Here is a 25,489-nt window from a genome sequence, read left to right as displayed (position 1 = left end):
GACCTGTTATGCAGGTCAGCTTAATCAGGTGTTTATGAACCTTTTAGCGAATGCTATAGATGCTTTGGAAGAGCGGGGAAGTAGAGAAGAGGGTAGAGTTTTTTACCCGCAGATTTTGATTCGTACTGAAGTCATACCGGGTAGTTCGCAGGAGAACATTAGCACGGGTTCAGGCATTCGGATAACAATTGCCGATAATGGCGCTGGCATGACCGAGAAAGTTCGTGCTAAACTTTTCACTCCCTTTTTTACTACTAAACCAATCGGAAAAGGTACAGGCATGGGATTGTCAATCAGCAAAAAAATTCTGCTAGAAAAACACTGCGCTCAATTGGATTGTATTTCTACGCCAGAGCAGGGAACGCAGTTTATTATTGAGATGCCTACTATCTGTATAGCACCCCATCTCGCGGTAGCTATGGCTTAGAAAGCTCATCTGGCAATTGATCGTATAGCGGTTTTCAGTTGCATGAGAACCGGGTAATTGCTAATTGCTAAGTAATCAGAATTCTGACAGACTTTTTTGGCGCCTATCCCCACCCCTGAAGGGGTGGTGATAGGCACTGCGGATGAAAGCCGCATTCTTCTAACTTAATTGTGTTGGTTTTTAATATATTTTTTAACAATCTCTTCCAAGCCTTTACCAACTGTGCCGTAAAAATACAGCAAATTCCATGTATGTTTAGTACACTGCATTCAGTAGATAAGTGGCTCAAATAACACTTTATTCGATCGAGTTTCGTAAAAAAATAGTTAAAGCCTATGAACCCGGTGATACATCAATTAGAACGCTGCTGAATTGTTGAGCGCGTAAATACAAGATTAACACATCCTGATAGCTCGTTTGACAGGAAAAACTTTTTGTTATTCTACATCACGCAACAAGTTGCTCAGACATTCCCTTCGACTATTAATTCACTATCTAAAGTTTGCTCATCTTCCGATGCCCTATCAAAATCAAAGAAATTATTTGCATCGTATGCGATCGCCGGCGTTGCTTAGTGATACCCTAATTCAGCAACGCCTTTTTTTGTAATACCATCTGCTCAACGATCTTTGCTTTGCTGCAAATGCCGCCAAACTTCCTGATGACATACGTGCCAAAAATACAGGGCTAAATTCAGAAGAGCTAATAATTTAGTGCCATCTTCTAACATCGCGTGTACTCCTTGACTTTGCAAGTTTAACATATCCGCAAACCGAGAGATAGCGAACAAGAGAAAGGCTGCGACTAATGGCAGGTAAGGAGTGGTTTTCATGTATCGCCAAAACTTAACTCCGTAAAGGAAAACAGCACTACCATAACACAAATAAATTAATTTCTTAGATATTCCCAACCGAGAAATAATCAAAGTCATCCGAAACCTGTCATCCAGGAAAAAGACTCCGAGTAGTAAAGCACTAAAAAATAAGAAGATTGCCGCTCGACTGCGCGGATTTTTATGGCGCAGCACTCCGAAAGTAAATGCACAAAGTGCGACTGGGGCACACCAGAGGATTTCGGAAACTCCGGTTAAAATGCCTTCGTAAGGAAACCAGAAATTAAAAGGATCGCTAAACAGGCGTTCAACTCCGTCTCCCTGATTGTTGAGTTTTGCGTATACGCTCAGCCAGCCCAAAATCAGAACAGTCAGAATGTTAAAAGCCGCTAAAAACCGTACACGAAAAAAGTGTTTTTTGAAAAGTTCTAAAGAATTTGACAGCTTGGGAATTTGATCGAATAAATGCAGATGCTTCATAAAAAATGTCTCTGCTCAATAGGGATCGTTACTTATTCACGGGTAGCCAAACCACAAATGTAGTGCCACGCTCCGTTGGATATAATAAATTAGTTTCTGCTGAGGGCAGCCATTCAGGATTGACTGGGGAAAATACTTCTATTTCTCCTTGCATTTGGCGGACTAAATCCCGGGCGATCGCCAAACCCAATCCTGTCCCAGGAATTTCGGTCTGCGCTTTTTCTCCCCGGTAGTGCCGCTCAAATAAATGCTCTAAATCCTGGGGGGGAATGCCGGAACCAGTGTCGCTGACTGCAACTGCTATGGCAGGCAGTTGGCTGTATCCGGCCCGATCGCCATCCGCTGCTTTGTACCTTACTTTAATATAAATTTGGCGGCCGCCAGGGGTATATTTCAAAGCATTGTCAATTAAATTGCTCAAAACCTCGCGCAAAGCTCGATCGTTCGCCCAGACAGGTGGCAAATCCGCCGGAATGTCGGCTACTAATTTCAGATTCCTTTCAGATGCCATCGCTTCGGCGGAAATTAACAGCGGTTTTAAGACTTCTGCCACAAAACAGGATTCCTGCAAATTGGCAGCAGGTGACAGCGACAGAGGAGAATGCCGCATTGATTCCACATTGGAGATTGCTTTTTCTGAAGTACCCGATCGCAGTTTTAGATGTGCTTCGCCGGTGTCAACGGTTCGATCGAACTGGCCGAGCAACTCTTGCAGCCGATCGCTCTCTCGGACAATACTAAAAGCCACATTGCGGTTTTTGTCTTCCGGTACCAGCCGCCGCGTTAACAGCTTGCCAAAAGTTCGCAACGCTGTCAGCGGACTTTTGAACTGGTGCAGCAAATTGTGCATCGTGTCGTAAACCTGAGCCTGGATTTGCCGACTCGTACCCAATTCCTGCTGCATCCACTGCGATCGCTGGTCTAAAATGCAGGCTAGGGCTAAGGTGCGAGCAATTTGTTGTATCTGAGCCTCCTCTCGCTCGTTCCAAGGTCTGTCTTGCCGACCGCTGACTAGAAGTCCCATTACAGCTCCCTCGTGTATCAGAGGCGTCACAATTTGCCTGCGCTGCTGCCACACATTCTCCGGGCCTTGACACTGATGGGAACTGCGCTCCTCACCCGGAAGTCGCTCGGGTGCGATCGCCTCTACCGTTGATTCTTCTGCCACAAGAGGCGGCGCCAGCAGTCGCGGTACCGGTTTGACTGTCGAGCTTTCGGAAGATTGCAACCTCAACCCCTGATTTTCTTCCGATTCGGCTGAGGTTTCTGGGTAAACAGCGATCTGCACCAACTTTGCTTCGCTGCCTTCTACCAACTCTTGTGTCAGGTATACCGCGCTGAATTTCGCTCCCAAACTAACGGCGATGGCCACCTGCGAGCGGCAAAGTTTGACAAATTCGGAACTGGCTGGCATTAACATGAGCGCCACATTAAGATATCTAACGGAATTCTAAGTAAATTACAAACGAGCGGCTACCGATTACTGATGAGAGACTTTTAGATTTCAGGTTTTTTCGCTTTGATAGAAGCCAGCTATGTTGAAGGCATGGGGCTTTCATGAACCCAAATTGCCCCGCATCCGGGTCCGCGTAGTTTCCACCGATCCCCAAGCTTGGCTCTTGCCGGAAGTTGCGGCCCACCATACCACAACCGCTACACTTTTGTCGATCGGCAGGAATGTTAAGATTATGTCGATATATTAAAAACAGTTGAATTTTTGAGCTAGAACGGATATACTGGCCTCGGATTTGGTAGCTATCATTACAACCTGTCTGCTCATACTGTCTGCTCACAGAGGAGGTAAAGAAATTGGCCAGGAGACGCAAACGCAAGAGTCGCCGCCGACAAGAAGGACGCAGAATTTTAGAGTGTGTGCCTCAATATAGCATCGAGAGCGGCGAAGATAAACCCGTAACAGCGGCTCGCAAGTTCATCCATGCAGAAGGCATTGCTCCCCCAGCTTTGCTGTTAGTCAAGCGTAACGAGCATACCACTGACAGATACTTCTGGGCTGAAAAAGGTTTATTTGGAGCCCAATACGTAGAAGAGAACCATTTCTTGTTTCCCAGCTTAAAGGTGATGTTGGAAGCTACCACAGAAAAAATTCCTGTGGTGTCAGCCAGCCGCGCATAGCTCAAAATGTTTAGCTCAAAACATTGACAGCAATGTTTTTCTAAGTCTTTTAACAAAAGCGCGAGAGTTCTCATTGTCTGGAGAGTGCCAACTGAAATTTATGCGAAAAGTCCTTAGGAATTAGGGTATAAGGAGCCATCGCAAAAGGCTCGATCGCAGCCCAAGGGCGATCGCCACAATTGGCACTTTCACGATAATGGTTTTTTTTACTGTTTGGTCGATCGAACAAGTGGATCAAAAAAACAGCCAACGAGGAAGCCCCTCTTGAGTCATCGGTTTGTCAGATCGAAGTCTAACTACGGCATCTAGCATATCAAAAAACGTTCCGCGTCAAACTTTTAATCGAGCGGTTTCAAATCTAAAGCTTTTTGCATGGCTGCTAGTTCATCGCGGTGAGCTCTGACAGTAACAAAGCTCTTGGTTTGGCTTCCAGACTCAGCAACTGATTCGAGTTTGAGGGAGACTTGCTCAGAGCGCCCAGCTTTTTTCCAGTAAAATACCCCCGCCAGCGGGGACAGCAGTACCAAAGCTAGGAAAATTTGACCCTGTTGGGGAACTAGCATCCCCAAAACCAGCCCCAAGCACAGAGCGCCGCCTGCACTCAGCAGAGTTAGAAAAATAGCTAGAAACCAACTCGGCCGCACAAAACCCTCAAACGTGACTTTATAGTTGGGGGCATCGACGGCTGCAACTCGGTAAGCTCTATCGGCAAAATACTGTTGTAAGTCGGCTAACAGTAACTCTTGGGCGCTCTCGGAAGCCAGCTTGACTTGTTCGATTCGATCTTTGACTGAAGCCTTGATGAAGAAAAACAAGCCAACAGCCAGCAGTAGCGTTAGCACAAATGTTGAAGGAAGAACAGCAGTATCCATCGGTAGAAGTTTGTGTAATTGAAATTCTCTACTATTACTTTACAGAACTTGACATACGAAAGCGATCGAGGACTTACGCAGACACTTTGTTATCAAAATTCGCAGAAAGCTTTGTAGCAAGAGGTTTTGCTCTGCATCACCCAATTCCCATATCTCCCCATCGTCGCTAATTCTCAAGTGACAATGCGTAAGTCCTGACGTAGTGTAGCTGCTTTAATAGCTGTGCCGCGGGCGATCGAGCAAAGCGAAGGCAATCGGGCAAATCGCTTTGCAAGTAGCGCCAGCTTCTCTTGGGTTTAGGCATCCGATTCAAACTCGGTTAACCCGTCTGACCAGTTTCTAAGGCGCGGGAACGACGATCGGACGCGCCGTTTCCCTGACCGATGTACTCATGCCAGAGACGAGCTAGGTCTTGAGCTTGGTGCCGCCACTCAGGGAGGATTTGATACATCCGGCGGGGGCGGCCGCGTCCTTCTACTTTTTTCCAGTAACCCGTGATTACGCCTTCATCTTCGAGGAATTTCAAAGCGCTGTAAAGAACGGTATCAGAAAGTCGGTAGATGGGGAATTCCCTCTCTAGTTGGCCAATCAGTTCTGTACCGTAGGAATCTCCGCGCAATAACACGGAGAGAATGTAGCACACAGCTAATTCCTTGTTTAGATAAACAGGAGGGGGGTCTTGAAAAAATTGATAGATATGTTCAAACTTCATCTGTCTTGTCCGCTGGAAACTCTCGTGATACCGTCAGGTTAACGGGAGAGGAAAGCGGGGCGGGAGATGCCGCTTCCTAAGGATTAAGTGGACATCGGGGAAACAGAGGTGCAGTATTTCCCCAGTGAATGTTGATGGCCCCAAAGGCTTGTCCTGCACTTCGGTAATGTTTGCCTGCCCCTTTGTTGAGGAGCACTGCCGTAACTAGCGCAATTTTTTCCTCTTCCAATCTATCGCAGCGACTCTTGTCAAGTGTGCGATCGCCTGCAAGAGTTGGCAGTTACTTTGGAAGTTAGTGTTTTAACTGAATTTGCCGTTGATATTTGCGCTTTAGCTTGGCTTTAAACCGAACTCAGGCCTAACATGGCGCGCAGTGTAAAAGTTAGAAAGACAAAAGTCGCTACAATCGAACTAATCAGGGCGATTGCAGTTGCCGGTCGATCGAGCAGGGGTTTGAGTCGCTCGAACAGGAAAAAGAAAATTCCCAGACATATCGTGATGAAAAAGCGCGGGTAGCGAGAGACGTTATTAATAAAATCTTGCATGAGCTTGGTGGGGTAAAGTGTCACAGCACCATCTTTGACTGGTAACACTTGTGAGCGAGTTAGACAATTTTGGCACAGCCGAAGCTAAATCTGCCGATCGGGCGATCGGGCATTTTTGCCGCCGAGGCTGACATATATAATTCTAACGAAAACTTTTCGCCGATGGCTCCGGCACTGTCTGTTTAATGCCACGCGACCTCCGGTAAGAACTTCAGAAGTATTTCTATTGAGTTCTAGTTGTGATAAATATTATAGGGCCGTTATTTCTAGATAAATGTCTGCTGCCGCAACTTCTTTCGTCTTGCCACGTCCCTTCCTGAAATGGGCAGGAGGCAAAACTAGGTTGATTGGACAATATCAACCTTATTTTCCTGAAAAGTTCACAACTTACTACGAGCCTTTTTTGGGTGGCGGAGCTGTATTTTTTTACTTAGCACAGCAGCACCCTGGTTTGCAAGCTGTTTTAACAGATATTAATCCTGAGTTGATTAATGCTTATCGCTGTGTCAGGGATAAAGTTGAGGAACTGATTCTACTTTTAGAGGAGCATCAGTTAGAACATAGTAGGGACAATAAAGATTATTATTACTGGGTGCGATCGCGCTCCTACAAAACAGATACAGAAAAAGCAGCACGCCTGATTTACCTAAATAAAACTTGTTACAACGGCCTCTACAGAGAAAACTCAAAAGGTGAATTTAATGTTCCCATAGGTCGATACAAAAATCCTAACATTTGTCAAGCAGATTTACTGCGAGCGGTTTCATCTTTACTCGCGCCCGCTCAAATAGAAGTCAGAAAATTCGAGGAAATTTTGAATTTTGCTACAAGCAGCGAAGACTTTGTTTATTTTGACCCGCCTTATTATCCAATCAGTGCTACCAGTAACTTCACGACTTACAGCCGCGATAATTTCAAAGAATCGGAACAGCTTAAACTGAGAGATATTTTTGCAGAACTTGCAGAACGGGGCGTGAAAGTTATGCTGTCTAATTCTAACTGCGATTTTATTGAAAAAATCTACAGTGATACTCAAGTTTTTCCAAAGAAGTCTCTACCAAAACTCATTGAAATATCAGCCTCAAGGGGAATTAATTGTAATAGTCTCAAACGCGGAAAAATCCAGGAATTATTAATACGTTCATTTTAAATCTTACTTAAGCCAAGTCTCTAATTAAGCATATTTTGTATGAGCAATACGTGGTTGCGACACTCGGCAAAGTTTTGTAATTCCTGTTACAGATATTTGTTAGCCCAGGTAATAAAACCTTCGAGCTTGTAAACTGCCAACAGATTTTGATTCTCAGGAATTTGTTTTTTAAACCAGTCGATCGAACCTTGCCTCATACCGTCACCGCCCACTATAACAATAGTTGGCACCGGATAACAATTTTTAATATTTAAATTGAGGTAAGGATACTTCTCGTCTACTGAACCTTTGTCTTCTTGCCACTTGCACTCAACAATTAGACCCCGAGGAAACAAACCGGAACCCACAATATAAAAATCGACATTTATTTCAGTTTCATAAATGCTAGACCCGATATAAACCTGTTTAGCATATCGCTTGGGATTTTCAGTAGAGATTAAGAGCCAATCTCGCTTGCGCTTTTTCGGCAACTGGGGGCATATTTCGAGATATCCGTGGCCTCTCAACGTACCTTCTACAGTTGTTTCTAAAACAAAACCAGTTTTATTGGCTCTAAAACCCCTATTCATTTTGTTTGCTCCTGAATATAATCTGAATTAAGCCGATCGCACTTGAATCACCCCTCGGTCGAAAACCCGTTTGTCAGTACCGATAGAACTGACAAACATCCGGTCATCATAGACATCAAACGTCGCAAAACTCAGGCGGCTAGCAGAATACTCCGTCCACTCAGAACGCCCCACGGGACGAGTGCCCGCGCCGGCACCGCAAATTAAATAAGTCGTACCGTTAATCGAGCGAGTGCGTTCGTAACTGTGCTCGTGTCCGTTGATATAAAGCTGCACGCCGTACTTTTGAAACAAAGGCGCCAAACTCTTAATAAAAGATTGATTCGATCCGTAGACGCCAGAGGAATAAATCGGGTGGTGACCGAACACAACTTTCCAAGGTGCGGTGCTCTGACTCAACTCTTTTTCCAGCCAAACAAGCTGATTTTCCCAGTCAGCATTGTGATTGGTATCTAAAGCAAAAAACTGTACCGGATCGCGGCGAAAAGTATAGTAGCGACCTTGCATATTAAAACCAGCATATTTAACTTGCTGGTCGCCGTTACCAGTGCGGATGTCGTGATTTCCCAGACAAGCATAAAATTTTACGTTTTGCTGCAATAACGGCTGATAAGGCTTCTCGAAAACAGCATTAATTTTTTCAAATTCGCCGTTATTGTAGATATTGTCGCCGGCGAGAACAGCAACATTAAAAGGGTTTTCCCGGTGATATTGCGCCATCGCCTCAGCCACAGCATACTGACCTTCAGCGCCGGTACCGGTGTGGGCCACCGAAATAAAGCGTAAAATAGGCGGTGAGGCCGGCAATGGGACGCTCGCCCTTTCTGCCTCAACGTTAGAAGGCACAGCAGCCTTGGCGTCTGTACCCCAGGCAGTCCGAAGCTGAAACATTTTCCAGACTCCGGCCAAACCTAAGCTGCTGAGACTGCCTAAAATTAGAAAGTGACGGCGTTTGATGCTCATTTTGATTCAGTTACAACTAATGAAATGATAAATTAAGGTTGAGATGGCTCAACTAAAAATTTATCGCTTTTAGATATATTTGCAACGCCCCAAGGCAGAGAAAATGTCAGAAGAACAACTAAACCAGTCAACTCCAGAACCGTCTCAATCTCCGACACCGCAGGTTGATTCGGCTGCAAAGTCTGCCCCCACTGGCAGCAAAACTCAAAATGCCAGCAGCGCGGTTCCCAAAAATCAGAGAATCAATGCTTTGATTGCCTCGATTGGGAATTTGGGAAAAAAAGGCAAAAAATTACCAGCCGAACCCCCGTTGCAGCCCCAAAAGCCGATCGCGCCCACCGCTTTTGACTCAGCAACAGTAACTCCTCCCGCTGTTGCTGCGGAAGTTAACAGCGTGCCACCAAAAGTTGCTGTAAAATTTGATAAAAAGCCTGTATCCCAACGCAGGGAAGGGAGCTTTTTAGAGAACGCCGGTGTACTTTGGCAAAGTATTGTGCGGTTAGTGCGATCGCTACTGCCACCATCTACGAACCAGAAGCTGTCCGATCCAATTTTAAACGCCGCCATAGCAGCAATTCTGATCGTTGTAGTCGGTTTAACTTTCAATAGTTTCTCGGCAAAACCGCCGGAGAAATTAGCAAAAGTGCCTCTGGCAGCAGCGCCGCAATCGCCGCCAACCTTTGACGATTTTGTGGGGCCGGGAACGCCGAAATCCCCAGAGGCGATCGCACCGTCTAAGCCAATCTCTGCTAAATTCAAAAGCAAGTTGCCCGATTTAGTGGCTCCGGAGAAACCGCAACCAGTAGAAATTATCCCACCGCCACCGCTGACGCCCGAACAGTCTCTGATTGCTGCGATTCAAAATCAAGTTACTGACATTAAGAATCGACTGGGCGGCAGTTTAGTTGAGTCTGTTCAAGCTAATTTTTCCAGCAGCATTTTGACAGTAAAAGTCGCTGAAGATTGGTACAAACTCAGCGAAGTTGAGCAAAATCAACTAGCAACGAAGATGTGGAAGGAGGCTAACGCACTCGATTTCAGCAAGTTAGAAATTGCGAATATGCAAGGCAAGTTAATAGCTAGAAGTCCGGTTGTTGGTTCGGAAATGATTATTTTAGATAGAGGGATTAATTAGAATTTAAAGAGTCTGTATCTGTACATCATCTTACCAGCCTTACAGTCCAAGACGCAGAACCTAATTATGTAGCGTGTTCCCTGCGTACCTTACGGCTGTTGATTTGTTTGAGCAATATCGAACTTTTCCCACCTCCGACAGAAGGCTAGCATTAAATCATATGATGTCAGCGGTCACGACCACAATTAAATAGGTTTGTAGTGAGGACTTCAGTCCTCATAAAACTACTAGGAATGAAGTTCTCACTAGAAACCTTAGAACGCTTATTTACCCTACATTAAATTAATTAACTTTGAGAAAAATTGAAAAATGACAATTTTAACTCAAGTCGAACAAGTAGAAATTGAATATCCCAGCAGCGACGGAAACCCGAGGGCTGAAAGCGGCATCACGCGCGATTACATGACTTACAGTGTAGAAGCTGTCAAGCTTTACTTTCAAGAACGTTCTAATTTTTACCTGTGAGCTAATTCTTTCATTTATTATGAACAAGGGAACAACCAAGCGGTTTTTGCTCGGGATATTTATGTGGTGTTTAGAGTTGCCAACCACCAAAGGGATAATTATAAAGTTTGGGAATAAGGCGGACTTCCTCCAGATTTTGTGTTAGAAATTACTTCGGCAACAACTCATACGAAAGACCAAGAAACTAAACCAGAAATTTATGGGTCTTTGGGAGTTAGGGAATATTTTCAGTACGATCCGTGGGCCGATTATCTGAATCCCATTTTACAGGGAGTAGGTTTGATAAACAATCAGTACGAGCCGATTGCAGCCAACTATATCGCTTTCGATACGCTGTGGTTGTTCAGTGAAGTGCTGGGACGGGAATTGCATATAATTTCAGGAGAATTGAGGTTGAGAGTTCCTGAAACGGGTGAGTTTTTGAAGACTCACAAGGAAGAAAACCTGGGACGACTGGCGGCGGAGTCAACATTGCGCCAGCTCGTAACTCAACTTTTAAATTCTGGAATGAGTCTGGAACAGGTAGCGCAAATGATGAATTTATCGACCGTGGAAGTGAGACGAGTGGTAGGGGAAAATTTTTGATCGATCGCACTTTTCCCAGATATCAAGGATAGTGCGATCGAAGTATAACAAAAAATCGGAACAGTCAAAAGTCAACAGTCAACAATTAACTAATGACTATAGAGGCTTATTAGTAGGTTTAAAACCCTGCTTTTGAAAATAGGTTCTAAATACCTCGTGAGCAATTGGTGCCGCCGCTACAGCACCATATCCGCCGCCTTCAACTATAACTGCGATCGCAACTTCAGGTTTGTCAGCAGGAGCAAAACCCACATACATAGAATTGTCAGGATGACCGGGCATTTCCACCGTTCCAGTTTTGCCCGCACTTAAAGGAATAGTACCATCATTCAAGCCGCGGCCTGTACCTTTTTTCACCACCTCAATCAATCCTTGTTTAATGACATTTAAAGTTGCCGGCTTAATACCTGTTGAAATTTTTTGAGTAACAGGCGTATTGGTTTGAGAAGCCAACAAATGTGGCTGCACTCGCCAACCACCGTTGGCAATAGTTGACACCATCACTGCCAATTCTAGGGGAGTACAAAGTACCAAACCTTGACCGATCGCCATTGTTACCGTATCGCCCACATACCAATCTTCCCCATACATTTTCTGTTTCTCTGCTGGGATCGGAACTTGACCGTGATTGGCGGATTCCAACCCCAAAAGTTCTAAATTAATAGTACCGCCAATGCCCATTTTCTTAGCCCATTTCGCCATTTCTTCCGGCCCGGCTTCCATGCCTACTTGATAGAAAAACGTATTGCTGCTGTAGGCCAAAGCATCGCGGAAACCGATCGTGCCGTAACCGGCGCCGTGTTCGTTAAAGGAAATTCCGCCGATGTTAATTGAAGAAGAACTTACCAAAGTAGAGTCAGGAGAAAACTTGCCCGACTCCATGCCGGCTACAGCAGTGACAATTTTAAAAGTGCTACCGACTGGATAACCTTGAACTGCTCGATTTAAAAAGGGTTTTTCTGGCCCTTGCAGCCGATCCCATTCTTTTTGAGTTACCTTGCGGGTGAAAATATTGGGATCAAATGTCGGCCAACTAGCCATTGTTAAAAGAGCGCCGGTTTTCACGTCGATCGCCACAACTGCACCTAGGCGATCGCCCAAAGCTTTTTCCGCAGTTTTCTGCATATCTAAATCTAAAGTTAGCTGCACCGGTTTGCCGGGAATAGGCTCTTTTACACCTAAATCTTGGATTTCCTCGCCCTTAGCATTCACCTCGATTAAACGGTTTCCCCAAACGCCCTCTAAAGTTGAATTGGCTAATTTTTCAACTCCCATTTGACCGACGAGCATCCCCATCGGATATGCAGGATTAGCTTTTAATTGCTCTAAACTAGCTTCGCCGACGTATCCCAAAAGGTGAGCTGCTAATTGCTGGTGGGGATTGTCTCGGCTCGATTCTACGCGAATTTCAACTCCCCGCAAAGCATTAGTTTGTTCTCCCAAAGCGACGAAAGTACCGACATCGATATCTTTACTAATTCGCACTGGTAGGGCTGATTTGTAGCCAACGGCATCGATTTTTTTGATAATTTCGGCCGCGGGAAGTTTGACGATCGGGCCGAGTGTAGCGGCGATCTCTTGCCACTCCTGGGCCGATCGCTCTTTTGGCCACACATAGACCGATCGAGATACGCGGTTTGCCGCAAAAATTTGGCCGCTGCGGTCTAAAATTTGACCGCGAGTCGCTGGGACTGAAACAGGGCGAATGCGGTTATTTTCCGCCCGCTGTCGGTTGTAGGCTCCCTGTACCAGTTGCAGTTCGGCTAGACGAAATATTGGTAGCGTCACCAAGGTAGTGACGAACAGCATAAAAATCATAACTTGGAGCGAGCGGCTGCGTTGCCGTGCAGGATTGTCCAAGCCATTTTTGTCTAATCGGATTTTAGAGTTAAAAGAAAAATCGCCAGCCATATTAATTAATCTGCTCTTTTTATTCAACTAACAGGTTGATACGGTTCCCATCCGGATGATTTGGCAGATGATACAGGGATTATAACTTCTAACTCTTTAGTAACAGACATAAATTCTGTCGATTGGCAGACGAATCAGCCGGATTGTGTGATTAGCGTAGATGTTAAATATCAGGTTTTTCTGACAATTCAACTGTTAAGGAGGTAAGAGCGCTGTGGAACCGATCGATTTTTTGATTGCTTGGCTCGTGACAGGCAGCAGCTTGCTGCTAATTTCTCAACTGCCGATCGGCGTAGAAATTGACAGCACACCGAAAGCAGTAATTTCCGCTGCGGTTTTGGGAATGTTGAACGTTTTAATTTTGCCAATTCTGAAAGCCGTTTTTTTCGTGCCGAACCTACTGACGCTGGGGTTGCTTTCCGGCGTGTTTGCTTTTGTCATGAACGTGATTGTTTTTGCCTCGGCTGCGAAGTTAGTTGAAGGATTTAGTTTGCGGATGGGCCTTTGGAGCGCGGTACTGGGAGCGATCGCCTTGGCTGTAGTTAGCAGTTTTATCAATGGCGCACTGATTTAGCAACTTCCCCTGATAAAGGGCGATTGAAATCCCTCGATTTTTCCCACCCTTGCCTTGCGCGTTTCGTTTGTCTAGAACCGATTTCAATCGCCGACTATTTCTTCTCCCTTCTCCCTTCTTCCTTGTCCCCTCTTCCCTCTTCCTTCTTCCCTCTTCCTTCTTCCCTCTTCCTTCTTAGTTCCCAATTGCCGACTTATAGGCTCTCACCTTAAGATCGATCCCAGTAATATCTGTCCCCACAACAACAGCCACCGCTCCTAAATCCAAGGCTTTTTTAGCCATTTCCGGCCCCGATATTCCGCCTTCGCAGATAACGGGAACCTTAAGCTTTTCTACCATTTCCGCAAGCAAATCAAATCCCGGCGGCGAAAAATTTTCCGTTTGGGCAGTATAGCCAAAAAGAGTAGTTGCTACAGTATCTGCACCCGCTTCGGTTGCCGCGATCGCAGCTTCTATTGTATCTACATCCGCCATCACTAATTTGCCCAATTCACTGTGAATTCGGCCGATTAATGTCTTTAAGTCTTCGCCACCAGCAGGACGGTTTCTCAGAGTAGCATCCACGGCAATAATATCAGCTCCAGAAGCCGCGATCGCCCGCGCGTCTTCAAACCGAGGAGTAATGTAAATCTCGCATCCCGGCAATTGCTGCTTCCAAATCCCAATTATGGGAGCGGATATCTGTTTTCGCACCGCTGCAATGTGAGCCGGAGTGTCAATCCGCACGCCCGAGGCACCTCGATTGATGGCGGTTCGAGCCATTGCCGCAATTACGATCGGATCGTGCAGCGGCGAATCAGCAGGTGCTTGACAAGAAACAATTAATCCTGTAGGAATTTGATAATTAATCATGGGGAATAGGGAATGGGGAATGGGGAATGGGGCATCGGGCATCGGGCATCGGGCTTTTTTTGTAATTTATTCCCTGTGCCCTATTGAACTCAAATAAGCGTTAAGTTTTGGTAGTAGTTTATCGACAATTGGTTTAAATTTGCTTACTTCTTCGCTGGTGATAAGTTGTCTAGCATAGGCTAATCTTAACCAGTTTACTGTTTCGTACAAAGAGCCTCTAGCAATTTTTACAAAACGCCGATTATCTTGGTCATTATAACGACCTCTTCCTTCAGCAATATTAGCACAGACACTATCTGCCGACCGAACTATCTGTTTGCCCATCGTATCTTTTGTGAAGTAATCCCATTTTTTAACAATCTCCCAAATCTGATTCGCCAAACTTTCCGCCAACTTATAAACCTCTAATTCCTCAAAATCAGGTCTTCCCATAATTACCTCAAAAACTAATTATATTAAATGCCCAATGCCCAATGCCCAATGCCCCATCCCCAATGCCCAATGCCCCATGCCCCATGCCCAATGCCCCATGCCCAATGCCCCATGCCCAATGCCCCATGCCCCATCCCCAATGCCCAATGCCCCATGCCCCATGCCCCATCCCCCATGCCCCATCCCCAATTACCCATTACCAATCCCCGTCATTAAAGAAATAATTTTGTCCAGCAATTGCTCAGGGTGAATCGGTTTAGCCAAACACTCGTTAGCTCCCGCCGTCACGAAAGATATCTGATCTGGCGGAATTTCATTAGCGCTTAAAGCTAGAATCTTGATATTTTCAGTAGCGCGTTTTTGGCGCAGTTGGTAAATTATTTCGCAGCCATTCATACCGGGCAAACGCATATCGACAATCACAGCATTGGGCTGCAAAAGTTCAATTTGTTCCACCGCCGCCGAACCTTCAATCATCCACACCACTTGCAGTCCTGCGGCTGTCAGGATATCGCAAATCAGCATGGCAGTTTCTTCATCTTCTTCCACGAGTACGAGGCTGCCCCGCGAGGAATAATGCAGCGGTAAAGATGAATTAGATTTTTCATAGGTGAATTTTGTGGATTCATCTTTGGTTAGAGTTTGGATGGGTATAAAAACGGTAAAAGTAGAGCCGACATCAACTTTAGAGTTGACTTCGATCGCGCCGCCGTGAAGATCTACTAACTGTTTAGTTAAGGCCAATCCCAGACCGGTGCCGCCGTATTCCCGGCGGTAGGGGGAATCCAACTGCTGGAATTTTTGAAACAAAAGCGATCGCTGATTTTCTGGAATTCCAATGCCAGTATCTTTGATTTGAAAAACAGCGGTACTGCCAGCAGGTGCAGTACCGGGCTGCCGCACTGCAGGCGTTCGATTTTTATCTTCTGTCACCCAAACTCGCAGGATGACTCGCCCGCCTTTGGGAGTAAACTTAATCGCATTTCCTAAAAGATTGAAGAGAATTTGTCTCAAGCGGCGCGGGTCAGCGATGAAGCGATCGCACTCTTGTTTTATCCGCTGTTCTTGCACCAGTTCCACCCCTTTAGCCGCAGCTTTTTCTTTGAGAGCGTGCAGGCTCTGAGAAGCTAATTTAGAAAGTGAAAATTCACTAATTTTTAATACTGCTTTTCCCGCTTCTACTTGCGATAAATCTAAAATATCGTTAATTAATTCTAATAAGTGGTCGCCGCTGTCTCGGATAGTTTGCAGGTACTGCCGCTGCTTTTGCAGCGGCACTTCTTTACTGCCAACTTTGCCGTAAGACCACCGCAGCAGCGTGTCGGAAATGCCGATGACGCAGGTGAGGGGAGTCCGCAATTCGTGGCTCATAGCTGCCAAAAATTCGCTCTTGGCGAGGCTGGCAGACTGGGCGGCCACCAGTGCATCGCGCAGTTCTTGCGTGCGCTCTATTACGCGCTGTTCTGAGGTGCGCTTTTGCTGCTGGACTTGTGCATAAAGTTCGGCTTGGTAAATGGCGATCGCCAAATGTTCTGCTATTTGCCGCAAAAATGTTTTTTTGCTTTCTTCCCAATGCCGAACAGTACAGTGATGGGCAATTAGCAGTCCCCACAACTCGTCTTGAACTACGATCGGCACTAGCAACTTCGCGCGCACCTTCGCGCGCCGCATCAACTCTAAAAAACAAGGCTGCGAAGAGTAAGTTGTTTCCACATCCGCCACGCACAAAGCCAAGCCTTTGCGATATTTCTCTCTGTCAATGACTCCATTGGTAAAACACTGCGCGCCTTCACTAAAATTCAGTACAGACGAGATAGCATCGTTGGCTAAAGCTTCGTAGGTGACGCGACCTAAATACAAGTAAGACCCGGAATTTTCTTGGATTTCGCCCGATCCAGAAACCGCCGCAGGTATTTCTTTAGCTAACTCGCCATTGTGCGATACTGGCACTTTTTCAAATTGATAAATTAACAGGCGATCCACCTCCAAAAACTCTCGCACTCGCTCCAATGCTTTTGACAAAATTACAGGCAATTCCAAACTCTGGCGGATTTGAGTTGTCACCTGATTCAAAAGTCGCTCTTGTTCGAGCTGCTGCTGCAAAGCATCTTCTACTGGCTGACAATATGAAATGCAGGGACTGCCAATTTGTAATTGATTGACGGCTGCGGCAATCTGGCTCTGTAGCTTTTCTGGAGCTATAACTTTGGGCGCTGATTTTCCCTCTATTTCTGTTTTGCTGTGTAGGGGCAGGCGATTATTTGGGCTGGCATTGACAGCGAGAATATCCAGCAAATTTAGGGTAAATTCGCTTTGAAGAACTGCCGAGTTGGGCTGTATATTTTTAATTGCTTTTTTGAGGGCGCGAATGTCAATTTGCCACGAGGGTGCGGGGGTTATTTCTGCGAGTTTGTCTGCGAGGGGAGACAGGAAATGGGCGATCGCCCCGGGGTCGAAAGTCAACTGCACATTCAATTGCGAATGGAGATTTTTTTCGCTGTGCTTGTGTCCGTTTGTTGCGAACTCATCTAATAGATTGCCCCGCAGCAGCGCGCTAAAATGATCTGATACCACTGCTGCAAACCTTTCCGACGAATATTCCCGATTTTGAGAATCAGCGATCGCATCGTCGGTAAGCCAAATCGCCCCTGGGATTTCAGCCATTTGCTGTAACAACTGGTAAGCAGCCTCAAAGGTTGCTAGCGGCAAAGTCCGATTTAAGGTTTTTGGTTTCAATCTAGATATTTTCCCGGTTGTTTTAAAGAACAAAATATGAATGGCCCTGTTGTGAGGACGGAACCTGGGACACAGCAGGCGCGGCCCATCCAACAGACTTGAGATGACAGTAGTCAGAAAGTAGGTAATAGAAGGCCCCGGAGCCAGAGAGCTAATTTCTCCCTATAGTTGTCATCTTTCTTCTGAGCGAGTGACCCCCGCTGCAGCGCTTTACGAGCGCGAAAGCGGTAGGAGGAAACGGGGGGAAGGGATACGGCTATATAATCGATCGCTTCTGGTTGTGTTTGTGAACCGGGTTGTTGATGGAAACTAAGCAATTCCACTCCCATTGCTGGGGTGAAGTTAGCACGCGCCTTTGTTTTCTGAGCTGATTCGCCTAATGGCACGTCCTTAACCCAAATAAAAATGTTTAACCCTTAACGACAGAACAGGGAACTAGCTACGCATCCCCTTGGTGTCATTACTCAAAAAACCTAGACATCAAAGGTCTCAGGCTGGTCAACTGAAAATGAAGTTTTAGGCCCCAAGCCCAGTCACTTCCGTGCTGGGTCTTTGACTACTTTCAACAATCTTATTCCAGTATTATATTAATATATAATTTGTTAACTTGTACTTAACGCTATCCGGGTAAATGAGCAATCTAACTCAACTCACCCCCGATTTCACGATCGGACATCTGCCGTGTCACGACTTCCAAGTGAGCGCTGCAACTCCAGGACAGGTAGTGGCTGAAAGATTTGAGCAAGAACCCGACCTGCCGGGAGTCATTATTACTCATGAATCACAAGTATTGGGCATGATTTCTCGCGTCAAATTTCGAGAGCAAATGAGTTTTCCCGATCGCGTAAAACTTTACGGCTCACACCCGATTCGAGCCTTGTTAGATTTTATTAGAATTCCGCCTTTGGTGCTTTCGGAAAACTGGAAAATTGACGATGCAGTGCAAGCCTCTTTCAACAGGCACAAAGACTTGATTTATGAACCGATTATCGTGGTAATGGACAACCAAAGCTACCGCATTTTGGACGTTCAAACTCTGGTAATTGCCCAGTCGAGACTTTTATCGCAAGCTAACAAAGTTATTCAAAAATACCGAGTAGAAAGACACAAGTATTTGGCGCTCCTTCAACAAGAACAGGCTAAGCTTCACGAATGTAAGGAGCTTTTAAAAATTCAACAACGTCAAACAGAAAAGTTGCAGACCAGTCCCAATTCCCAGCAAGTGGCACTGGTTAAACAAGCTGAAGAAATTGCTCAAATGAATCAGCGATTTGTGAGGATTGCGAAACTGATTTCTTCGGAAGGTCGCCAAGCATTTCAAGCTACTTTTCAAGGTGCTAATTCTATTTGCAACAATACAGATAAAATTTTGGGCGTGGGCAAAGCAATAGCTAACGATTTAGAAACGGTTAACCGCACTTCTCGAACGATCCGGGAGGCGATCGAACAAGTCAGGCATTTAGCAGTACAGGTGGCTGTCGTTACCAATCAAATGGGAAGTCAGCCCAGCGGTCTGAGCAAAGTGAGTCTAGAAATTGGCAGACTGGCAAGTAAAACTTTTGAATTGGGGACTCAAATGGAGCAAATTGCCAGTCGGTTTAAACTTCGAGTTCACGAACTCACGGAGGCAGCAAGAGCGGGTGCTAATGTGGCTAAATCAGTGACGATTAAGATCGATCGCGCAGAAATGGCCCTGCTAGAGTTGGAAGAATTAATAGCTGAAAAAAATTTCAATTCATTGACCGCTATCCAAGAACCTTTGGGAGTCATAAAAAGTGTTACCGCTAATTCTTTAGTTCGAGAGAGAGAACACGCCGAAGTAGCGGTTTCCGAGTTAAAAGACTTAGTTAAACATCAAGAGTCCTCGCAATATCTGATTCAAAAGATTCAGCAGGCGCTGAAGTCGAAAAAACCATAAAATCCTAGCCCGAATCTAATGAGGTATTTTGAGAGAAAAAAATAAAATTAAAATAATAATTTACCATTATTTTATTTCACGAATACTATTTGTTATACTGAAGGTGGGGAATTTTTAAAGTCAGTTGTAAAAAGGCTATTTAATTAGCCACAAAAACTTATAAAAAGTTCCCCAAATAGTTGGAAGTACAGGTGACGTTTATGAAAATCCTGCTGGTAGAAGATGACACAGTTACAGTCAGTTTGCTGACTCAAGCGCTGAACTCTCACAATTACAATGTGAATGCGGCTGCAGACGGTGAAACAGCGTTGTATTTGGTGCAGGCATACGATTACGACCTGATTGTTTTGGATGTGCTGATTCCTAAACTCGACGGCATTAGTTTGTGTCGAAAATTGCGATCGTCCGGCTGCCAAATGCCGATTTTACTGCTGACAGCGCTAGATAGCAGCAACGATCGAGTCCAAGGTTTAGAGGCGGGTGCAGACGATTATGTGGTCAAACCATTTAATCTCGAAGAATTAATCGCTCGAATTCGGGCTTTGCTGCGCCGGGGTAAGACAACTTTGTCGAGTACAAATTTGACATGGGAAAAACTGCAAGTCAACCCGGACACTACGGAAGTAACTTATGCCGAAAAAGTGCTGCACTTGACTCCCAAAGAGTACAATTTGCTAGAACTTTTCCTGAGAAATCCCCGGCGCATTTTCAGTCGCAGCGCCATCCTCGATCGCATTTGGTCGGCCGGCGAATTTCCTCAAGAAGAAGCCGTTACCGCTCACATCAAGGGGCTGCGGCAGAAGCTGAAAGCAGCCGGGATGACAGTAGATTTAGTGGAAACCGTGTACGGATTGGGCTATCGGCTCAAAAGTCTGCCGGATGAGATTGAGAGCCAACAAGTTGGGCAGGAAACGGCAGAAACTGCTAAAACTCAAGAGACTTTATCTACTGAATCCAGCGGGTCCAGCCAGGAATTAAACAAAGACGAACGCCGTCTCAAAGTCTTGAATGCGATTGCCCAAATGCGGGGAAATTTAAAAGCTAATTTTATAGAAAAGGTGGCGATATTCGATCGCGCGATCGCTCAACTGAAAAACGGAAGCTTGGAGGGCGAAGTGCGCGAGGAAGCCCAGGCTCAAGCTCACAAATTAGTCGGTTCTCTGGGAACGTTAGGCCTGCCGAAAGGTTCGGAATTTGCGCGCCAGATAGAACATTTGTTCAAGGCTGAAAACATCTTGAAACCGGGGACGGCTCAGGAGATTGAGGGATTTCTGCATAAGCTCAAACATATATTCGATGACCCGTCGCCCGAACCAGAAGGCGATTTGGTTCCTGCGGTTTCCCAAAAGCGCCGAATGCTGATTGTTGATGATGATACTTTTGGGAGCGAGCAACTGAAAACAGTAGCATCCGGTTCCGGCTTCCAGATAGAAGTTGCCAACTCTCCGCAAGCGGCAAGAAATGCGATTTCTCGACAGCCTCCCGACGCGATTTTGCTGGATTTGACATTTTCCAGATCTCAAGAAAACGGACTTTCTCTCTTAGCCGAACTCCGCAGTGAAAAGCCCGAAATTCCGGTGATGGTTTTTAGCGCACACAATCAATTGAGCGATCGAATAGAAGTTGCTCGTTTGGGAGCTTCGGGCTTTTTACACAAATCTATGCCCCCAGCAGATATACTCAAAGCAGTGGCCCAACTAATCGACCAGACTGGCCCTGCTGAAGCTAAAGTTATGGTGGTAGACGATGACGTGCATCTATTGGCTGCACTGCAAGTAATTCTACAACCTTGGGGATTTCAAGTAACAACCTTGGACGATCCCGAAAAGTTCTGGGAGGTACTGGAAACGACTTGTCCGGATTTGCTAATTTTAGATGTGGAGATGCCCGGTTACAGCGGTATCGAGCTGTGTTTGGCAGTTCGCAACGATTTGCGCTGGAGCAAGCTTCCAGTGCTGTTTTTGACAGCTCATTCCGAATCGGAAACAGTGCGCCAAATGTTTGTCGCAGGTGCTGACGACTACGTTAACAAGCCGATCGTGAAACCGGAATTAATTGCTCGCCTCCTGAATCGTTTGGAGCGGACTCAACTCAGAAACAGACTGGCTCAAGCACAGCGCTAATCCCATTTGAGATTTAAAAAATTAAAGAATTAAAGAATTGAAGAACTGGAAATCACTTATGAGAGATGGGTTTCGATCGCGTACCTACAGTTGTAGTCTTTTTTTTAAATGGGATAACTAGGAGCAAATATGCAGTGCGTGCCCGAAACAACTCAGGGAGCCTTAGCCAGACTTGGGATTGTTAGATGGTGTGATGCCGACGCGGTGCTTTTGATTGATGCTGGCGCGCCGATCGAGAACACAGGCTAATTTAGAGAAGTATTAATCAGATGAAAGCAATGGTATTGCCCTCAGACACAGACAATCTCAATGACAGCGACGGCGAACAAATTTACGCCCCGGCTGCGATCCAACCTCATGGCATCCTTTTAGTGCTGGAATCTCCTGAGTTGAAAATTTTGCAAGTTAGCAACAATATTTTTGAGGATCTCGGCATTTATCCCGAAGAACTTTTGGGCAAATTTTTACAGGAATTTGTCGAAACTGAGGAAATTGAGGCTATAGAAAAAGCTTTATTTGAAAACTGCCATCAATCTAACGGTATCAGATTATCATTCACAAGTCAAAACCGCCAGTCTTTTTTTCAGGGGACGCTGCATCAATCTAGTTCAGCAGTAATTCTTGAACTCGAATCGGCTGTTTCCCCAAAACATAGCGATTCTTTCAATTTTTATCATTTAGTCCAAGAGCCGATAGACAAAATCCACAAAACACCAAACCTGCAAGTGCTGTGTCAGAAAGCAGTTGAAGAAGTGCGGAGGATGATCGGTTTCGATCGAGCGATCGTCTATCAATTTGATGCCACAGGTGCGGGGGAAGTTGTCGCCGAAGACAAAGTAGAAAATTTGGCTCCTTTCTTGGGACTGCACTATCCGGCTAGCGATATTCCCCCCCAGGCAAGAAACCTGTTCAACATGAATTTAATTCGGTTTATTCCCGATATTAACTGTCAGCCTGTAGAACTAATTCCTCACTGCAATCCGCTGACCGGTCGCCCCCTGGATCTGGGCTTCTCTTTGTTGAGAGCAGTTTCCCCTTGCCATGTTCAATACCTCAAAAACATGAACATTGGTGCTAGCATGACCTTGACATTAATCAAAGATCAAAAACTCTGGGGATTGATCGCTTGTCACCACCCTACACGAAAGTATGTCAGCTACGAAACAAGAAAGGCTTGCGAACTGCTAGCCAAGTTTGTGAATCTAGAACTTAGCTACAAACAAGATAGCGAAAATTGGGAATATGCAATTTATTTAAAAGAAAATTGCCATAAGTTTGTCACCAAAATTTCTCAATCACACTGGTTTGTAGAAGGTTTACTTAAATCCCCAGATGAATTACTGACCTTAGTGGGCGCTACCGGTGGAGTTGTGTGTGCCAATGAAAATTTAACAACCATCGGCAAAACCCCGGAATTGGTAGAAATCGAGAGCTTAATTGCTTGGATAAAAACTCAAAGAAATAATGATCTTTTTCATACAGATTCTCTCTCAAAGCTGTATCCGCCATCCGAGAAGTTTAAAGAAGTTGCTAGCGGTTTGCTGGTACTTGCCATGTCCGAAATGCAAAATTATTACATTTTGTGGTTCCGTCCAGAAACAATTCAAACTGTCAACTGGGCCGGTAAACCAGACGGGGAAATTGAAGTTAAACCGGATGGCAGCCCACCGCTGTCTCCTCGCAATTCCTTTGACTTGTGGCAAGAAACTGTGAGGTTAAAATCTTTGCCTTGGCAGCGGTGCGAAATCGAAATAGCCCGAGAACTTCGAGTTGCTATTACTAGCATGGAGTTGCGGAAAACCAATCAGCAGCTTAGCTTAGCTTTGTCGGCTACCAAAATTGGATTTTGGGACTGGGACGTGCAGAAAAACCGCATAGTTTGGTCGAGGGAACACGAAGAGTTGTTTGGGTTGACCCCGGGAACTTTTGGCGGAACTTATCAAAGTTTTGCAACTTGCATTCACCCAGAAGATTTAAAAAGTATGGAGAATGCTATAAATCAGGCGATCGCCCAGCGATCGGATTACTGTCACGAAACCCGCGTGGTTTGGCCGGACGGCAGCATTCACTGGATTGAGGGGAAGGGTAAGTTTTTTTACAACGAAGCCGGCGATGCAGTGCGGATGGTGGGGACAGTTAGAGAAATTACCGATCGCAAAGCTAGAGAATTACAGTTGCGCCTGTTGGAATCAGTAGTCACCACCACTAACGACGCCGTATTAATTACCGAAGCTGAACCGATTGAGGAACCGGGCCCGCGAATTCTTTATGTCAACCCAGCTTTCACGCGGATGACCGGCTATACGCTAGAAGAAATTGTGGGCAAAACGCCCCGCATCTTGCAAGGAGAAAAAACAGACCGCGCCAGTCTCCATCGAGTTCGGACAGCTTTGAAAACCTGGCAGCCGGTGCGGGTTGACTCGATCAATTACCGCAAAGACGGGACGGAATTTTGGGTAGAAATGAGCATTGTGCCCCTAGCGGACGAAAATGGTGAGTTTACCCACTGGGTATCAGTACACCGCGATATTAGCGATCGCAAACTTGCTGAAGCCGCCCTCCAACAGCTCAACGAACGGTTAGAAATGCGAGTTTTGCAGCGAACCAGAGAACTAGAAAGCTCTCAAGCAGAACTCCGGGAAAGCGAAGCTTTATTTCGCTCTCTGAGCGAGAGTTCCCCCGTGGGCATTTTCAAAATCGATACAGAGGGGAAATGTACCTATACAAATCCTCGCTGTCAAGCAATTGGTGGCTTCACACCGGCAGCAGCTTTAGGAAACGGCTGGATGCGGTTTGTTCACCGCGAAGACCTCAAACTAATTCTGTCTAAGTGGTCTCAATCGCAATCGGTAGATGGGGAATTTTCCTGCGAATTCCGCCACATTCAGCGAGACGGAACCATTCGGTTTTGTCGGCTTAAAACAGCTCCGATTTTTTCCGACAGATCTCAACTAACCGGTCACGTCGGCACAGTCACAGATATCACAGAAAGTCGGGCAATTGAAAAAATGAAAAATGAGTTTATTTCGATTGTCAGCCACGAACTGCGAACGCCGCTTGCCTCAATTCGCGGTTCTTTAGGTTTGCTGGCGGCTGGGGTACTGAAAAATAAACCGGAAACTGCCAAACAGATGTTAGAAATCGCTTCGAGCGATACCGAACGGTTAGTGCGTTTGGTCAACGATATTCTAGACTTAGAACGGCTTGAGTCGAGCCAAGTTATCCTTGTCAAGCAGTGGTGCGAGGCCCAGGTTTTGATGCGGAAGTCTACAGAAGCTGTACTTTCTTTGGCGGCAGAAAGTAACATTGAGTTGTCGATTATGCCCGAAACAGCAAAAATCTGGGCTGACCCCGACAGAATCGTTCAAATGTTGGTAAATTTGTTGAGCAATGCGATTAAATTCTCGGCTCCGGGGAGTAAAGTAACTGTCAGGGTTGAAGATTTGGGCGATCGGGTTTTATTTGAAGTCAAAGATAGAGGGCGGGGGATTCCTGCGGATAAACTAGAAACAATCTTTGGACGGTTTCAACAAGTCGATGCTTCTGACTCCCGCCAAAAAGGAGGTACGGGTTTGGGGTTGGCTATCTGTCGCAGCATCGTGCAGCAGCACGGCGGCAGAATTTGGGCCGAAAGTGTTGTCTCAGAAGGAAGCAGTTTCTATTTCACAGTGCCCGCACCGTTGGAAGGCGAAGGGGGAAAAAGTTTTGAGTTTTGAGATTGCTTCGATCAGATCTCGCGAAAGCTAAAGTTCTTGGAAACACACGCGGGTAGGATGATTTTGGGAGGCTGATATGTCGATTTTTGGCGTTGCACAATTGGAGGATGATGCTTGTGGGGAGTAGGGGTTAGGCGTCCCGCCTGCGGTGAAAATATATCGGACGGGTTCATGGGCCCACCCCACAAAACAATCAAAATCATCCCGCCATTATCGAACGCCCGATTTTTGTGGTCAGGGTTTCATATCAAATCCGTTAGCATCGGAATAGTAAATTCGAGTTCACTGTTGACGGTTGACGGTTGACTGTTGACGCCGTGAACAGTCAACCGTCAACCGTCAACATCATTCCGGTGTAA

23 protein-coding genes and 1 pseudogene are annotated in these 25,489 nt (G+C 45.8%); 11 read left to right on the top strand and 13 right to left on the bottom strand.

All coding sequences use genetic code 11. The features are described from left to right. On the top strand, window positions 1-427 hold a 427-nt coding region (locus QUA71_RS03705), incomplete at its 5' end, for an ATP-binding protein (RefSeq protein ID WP_333282266.1). 619 nt (window positions 428-1,046) lie between these two features. Here the strand turns inward: QUA71_RS03705 and QUA71_RS03695 are convergent. Together QUA71_RS03695 and QUA71_RS03690 are read right to left on the bottom strand one after the other, a co-directional pair. Next, a complete protein-coding gene (locus QUA71_RS03695; protein ID WP_333282263.1) occupies window positions 1,047-1,739 on the bottom strand; it encodes a hypothetical protein in 693 nt (230 codons plus the stop codon). A 28-nt stretch (window positions 1,740-1,767) separates the two neighbouring features. Next, window positions 1,768-3,153: a GAF domain-containing sensor histidine kinase gene (locus tag QUA71_RS03690; RefSeq protein WP_333282260.1), complete on the bottom strand. Its 1,386-nt coding sequence runs from the start codon at window positions 3,151-3,153 to the stop codon at window positions 1,768-1,770. Window positions 3,154-3,274: 121 nt separating this feature from the next. Here QUA71_RS03690 and QUA71_RS03685 point away from each other — a divergent pair, with 121 nt between their 5' ends. Next, complete coding sequence (locus QUA71_RS03685; protein WP_333221171.1) at window positions 3,275-3,442, top strand: hypothetical protein; 168 nt, start codon at window positions 3,275-3,277, stop codon at window positions 3,440-3,442. 106 nt (window positions 3,443-3,548) lie between these two features. Beyond that, complete coding sequence (locus QUA71_RS03680) at window positions 3,549-3,872, top strand: DUF3155 domain-containing protein (RefSeq protein WP_006635576.1); 324 nt, start codon at window positions 3,549-3,551, stop codon at window positions 3,870-3,872. Between the two features lie 70 nt (window positions 3,873-3,942). Here the strand turns inward: QUA71_RS03680 and QUA71_RS03675 are convergent, their stop codons facing one another. The 4 genes from QUA71_RS03675 to QUA71_RS03660 all read right to left on the bottom strand — a co-directional run bounded on the left by QUA71_RS03675 (window position 3,943) and on the right by QUA71_RS03660 (window position 6,001). Beyond that, window positions 3,943-4,122, bottom strand: coding sequence for a hypothetical protein (locus QUA71_RS03675; RefSeq protein ID WP_333221169.1), 180 nt, complete (start codon window positions 4,120-4,122; stop codon window positions 3,943-3,945). 88 nt (window positions 4,123-4,210) lie between these two features. Next, a complete protein-coding gene (locus QUA71_RS03670; protein WP_190734228.1) occupies window positions 4,211-4,744 on the bottom strand; it encodes a cofactor assembly of complex C subunit B in 534 nt (177 codons plus the stop codon). A gap of 319 nt (window positions 4,745-5,063) precedes the next feature. Then, on the bottom strand, window positions 5,064-5,456 hold the full coding sequence (locus QUA71_RS03665; protein ID WP_190657761.1) for a PadR family transcriptional regulator: 393 nt from the start codon (window positions 5,454-5,456) through the stop codon (window positions 5,064-5,066). A gap of 341 nt (window positions 5,457-5,797) precedes the next feature. Further along, the gene (locus QUA71_RS03660) at window positions 5,798-6,001 is read right to left on the bottom strand and encodes a DUF751 family protein (RefSeq protein WP_190657763.1); all 204 of its coding nucleotides are present in this window, start codon (window positions 5,999-6,001) and stop codon (window positions 5,798-5,800) included. A gap of 274 nt (window positions 6,002-6,275) precedes the next feature. Between QUA71_RS03660 and QUA71_RS03655 the strand changes: the two genes are divergently transcribed. After that, on the top strand, window positions 6,276-7,151 hold the full coding sequence (locus QUA71_RS03655) for a DNA adenine methylase (RefSeq protein WP_333282254.1): 876 nt from the start codon (window positions 6,276-6,278) through the stop codon (window positions 7,149-7,151). A gap of 86 nt (window positions 7,152-7,237) precedes the next feature. On the opposite strand, the gene QUA71_RS03650 is transcribed toward QUA71_RS03655, so the two are convergent. Together QUA71_RS03650 and QUA71_RS03645 are read right to left on the bottom strand one after the other, a co-directional pair. Then, window positions 7,238-7,720 carry a PD-(D/E)XK nuclease superfamily protein gene (locus QUA71_RS03650; protein ID WP_333282251.1) on the bottom strand — a complete coding sequence of 161 codons (483 nt, stop codon included), beginning with the start codon at window positions 7,718-7,720 and terminating at the stop codon, window positions 7,238-7,240. 27 nt (window positions 7,721-7,747) lie between these two features. Further along, entirely contained in the window at window positions 7,748-8,683 is a 936-nt protein-coding gene (locus QUA71_RS03645; RefSeq protein ID WP_333282249.1) for a metallophosphoesterase, read from the bottom strand. Between the two features lie 103 nt (window positions 8,684-8,786). Between QUA71_RS03645 and QUA71_RS03640 the strand changes: the two genes are divergently transcribed. The 3 genes and pseudogenes from QUA71_RS03640 to QUA71_RS03630 form a co-directional block, all read left to right on the top strand. Next, on the top strand, window positions 8,787-9,818 hold the full coding sequence (locus tag QUA71_RS03640) for a hypothetical protein (protein WP_333282247.1): 1,032 nt from the start codon (window positions 8,787-8,789) through the stop codon (window positions 9,816-9,818). Between the two features lie 309 nt (window positions 9,819-10,127). Then, window positions 10,128-10,283, top strand: coding sequence for a hypothetical protein (locus tag QUA71_RS03635; protein ID WP_333282244.1), 156 nt, complete (start codon window positions 10,128-10,130; stop codon window positions 10,281-10,283). Window positions 10,284-10,418: 135 nt separating this feature from the next. Beyond that, window positions 10,419-10,868: pseudogene (locus QUA71_RS03630) on the top strand (Uma2 family endonuclease); the annotation flags it as partial. 96 nt (window positions 10,869-10,964) lie between these two features. On the opposite strand, the gene mrdA reads toward QUA71_RS03630, so the two are convergent. Continuing rightward, window positions 10,965-12,779: a penicillin-binding protein 2 gene (gene mrdA, locus QUA71_RS03625; protein ID WP_333282241.1), complete on the bottom strand. Its 1,815-nt coding sequence runs from the start codon at window positions 12,777-12,779 to the stop codon at window positions 10,965-10,967. Window positions 12,780-12,993: 214 nt separating this feature from the next. On the opposite strand from mrdA, the gene QUA71_RS03620 reads away from it, so the two are divergent. Further along, window positions 12,994-13,353: a phage holin family protein gene (locus QUA71_RS03620; RefSeq protein WP_006635567.1), complete on the top strand. Its 360-nt coding sequence runs from the start codon at window positions 12,994-12,996 to the stop codon at window positions 13,351-13,353. Window positions 13,354-13,527: 174 nt separating this feature from the next. On the opposite strand, the gene QUA71_RS03615 is transcribed toward QUA71_RS03620, so the two are convergent. The 4 genes from QUA71_RS03615 to QUA71_RS03600 form a co-directional block, all read right to left on the bottom strand. Beyond that, entirely contained in the window at window positions 13,528-14,205 is a 678-nt protein-coding gene (locus QUA71_RS03615) for an N-acetylmannosamine-6-phosphate 2-epimerase (RefSeq protein WP_333282279.1), read from the bottom strand. Between the two features lie 66 nt (window positions 14,206-14,271). Continuing rightward, window positions 14,272-14,637, bottom strand: coding sequence for a four helix bundle protein (locus QUA71_RS03610; protein WP_190734244.1), 366 nt, complete (start codon window positions 14,635-14,637; stop codon window positions 14,272-14,274). Between the two features lie 23 nt (window positions 14,638-14,660). Beyond that, the gene (locus QUA71_RS03605; protein WP_333282238.1) at window positions 14,661-14,834 is read right to left on the bottom strand and encodes a hypothetical protein; all 174 of its coding nucleotides are present in this window, start codon (window positions 14,832-14,834) and stop codon (window positions 14,661-14,663) included. Further along, a complete protein-coding gene (locus QUA71_RS03600; RefSeq protein ID WP_333282235.1) occupies window positions 14,827-17,373 on the bottom strand; it encodes an ATP-binding protein in 2,547 nt (848 codons plus the stop codon). The genes QUA71_RS03605 and QUA71_RS03600 overlap by 8 nt, the downstream gene beginning before the upstream one ends. 631 nt (window positions 17,374-18,004) lie before the next feature. Between QUA71_RS03600 and QUA71_RS03595 the strand changes: the two genes are divergently transcribed. From QUA71_RS03595 to QUA71_RS03585, 3 genes are all read left to right on the top strand, one after another. Continuing rightward, window positions 18,005-19,291: a chemotaxis protein gene (locus tag QUA71_RS03595; RefSeq protein WP_333282232.1), complete on the top strand. Its 1,287-nt coding sequence runs from the start codon at window positions 18,005-18,007 to the stop codon at window positions 19,289-19,291. A 200-nt stretch (window positions 19,292-19,491) separates the two neighbouring features. After that, on the top strand, window positions 19,492-21,414 hold the full coding sequence (locus QUA71_RS03590; RefSeq protein ID WP_333282276.1) for a response regulator: 1,923 nt from the start codon (window positions 19,492-19,494) through the stop codon (window positions 21,412-21,414). A 269-nt stretch (window positions 21,415-21,683) separates the two neighbouring features. Beyond that, window positions 21,684-25,130, top strand: coding sequence for a PAS domain S-box protein (locus QUA71_RS03585; protein WP_333282229.1), 3,447 nt, complete (start codon window positions 21,684-21,686; stop codon window positions 25,128-25,130). Window positions 25,131-25,489 lie beyond the last annotated feature (359 nt).

The organism is Microcoleus sp. MON1_C5 (assembly GCF_036701875.1).
In the GTDB taxonomy this organism is placed as follows: Bacteria; Cyanobacteriota; Cyanobacteriia; order Cyanobacteriales; family Microcoleaceae; genus Microcoleus.
The sequence above is the reverse complement of the archived record's forward strand: the minus strand, read 5'-3'. Positions and strand labels throughout refer to the sequence as shown.

What these genes read in the sequence shown, in the direction of transcription:
- QUA71_RS03695 (WP_333282263.1), bottom strand. Translation starts at nt 1,739, where the DNA reads ATGAAGCATCTGCATTTATTCGATCAAATTCCCAAGCTGTCAAATTCT.
- QUA71_RS03690 (WP_333282260.1), bottom strand. Translation starts at nt 3,153, where the DNA reads ATGCCAGCCAGTTCCGAATTTGTCAAACTTTGCCGCTCGCAGGTGGCC.
- QUA71_RS03685 (WP_333221171.1), top strand. Translation starts at nt 3,275, where the DNA reads ATGTTGAAGGCATGGGGCTTTCATGAACCCAAATTGCCCCGCATCCGG.
- QUA71_RS03670 (WP_190734228.1), bottom strand. Translation starts at nt 4,744, where the DNA reads ATGGATACTGCTGTTCTTCCTTCAACATTTGTGCTAACGCTACTGCTG.
- QUA71_RS03665 (WP_190657761.1), bottom strand. Translation starts at nt 5,456, where the DNA reads ATGAAGTTTGAACATATCTATCAATTTTTTCAAGACCCCCCTCCTGTT.
- QUA71_RS03660 (WP_190657763.1), bottom strand. Translation starts at nt 6,001, where the DNA reads ATGCAAGATTTTATTAATAACGTCTCTCGCTACCCGCGCTTTTTCATC.
- QUA71_RS03655 (WP_333282254.1), top strand. Translation starts at nt 6,276, where the DNA reads ATGTCTGCTGCCGCAACTTCTTTCGTCTTGCCACGTCCCTTCCTGAAA.
- QUA71_RS03650 (WP_333282251.1), bottom strand. Translation starts at nt 7,720, where the DNA reads ATGAATAGGGGTTTTAGAGCCAATAAAACTGGTTTTGTTTTAGAAACA.
- QUA71_RS03645 (WP_333282249.1), bottom strand. Translation starts at nt 8,683, where the DNA reads ATGAGCATCAAACGCCGTCACTTTCTAATTTTAGGCAGTCTCAGCAGC.
- QUA71_RS03640 (WP_333282247.1), top strand. Translation starts at nt 8,787, where the DNA reads ATGTCAGAAGAACAACTAAACCAGTCAACTCCAGAACCGTCTCAATCT.
- QUA71_RS03635 (WP_333282244.1), top strand. Translation starts at nt 10,128, where the DNA reads ATGACAATTTTAACTCAAGTCGAACAAGTAGAAATTGAATATCCCAGC.
- mrdA (WP_333282241.1), bottom strand. Translation starts at nt 12,779, where the DNA reads ATGGCTGGCGATTTTTCTTTTAACTCTAAAATCCGATTAGACAAAAAT.
- QUA71_RS03615 (WP_333282279.1), bottom strand. Translation starts at nt 14,205, where the DNA reads ATGATTAATTATCAAATTCCTACAGGATTAATTGTTTCTTGTCAAGCA.
- QUA71_RS03610 (WP_190734244.1), bottom strand. Translation starts at nt 14,637, where the DNA reads ATGGGAAGACCTGATTTTGAGGAATTAGAGGTTTATAAGTTGGCGGAA.
- QUA71_RS03605 (WP_333282238.1), bottom strand. Translation starts at nt 14,834, where the DNA reads ATGGGTAATTGGGGATGGGGCATGGGGGATGGGGCATGGGGCATGGGG.
- QUA71_RS03595 (WP_333282232.1), top strand. Translation starts at nt 18,005, where the DNA reads ATGAGCAATCTAACTCAACTCACCCCCGATTTCACGATCGGACATCTG.
- QUA71_RS03590 (WP_333282276.1), top strand. Translation starts at nt 19,492, where the DNA reads ATGAAAATCCTGCTGGTAGAAGATGACACAGTTACAGTCAGTTTGCTG.
- QUA71_RS03585 (WP_333282229.1), top strand. Translation starts at nt 21,684, where the DNA reads ATGAAAGCAATGGTATTGCCCTCAGACACAGACAATCTCAATGACAGC.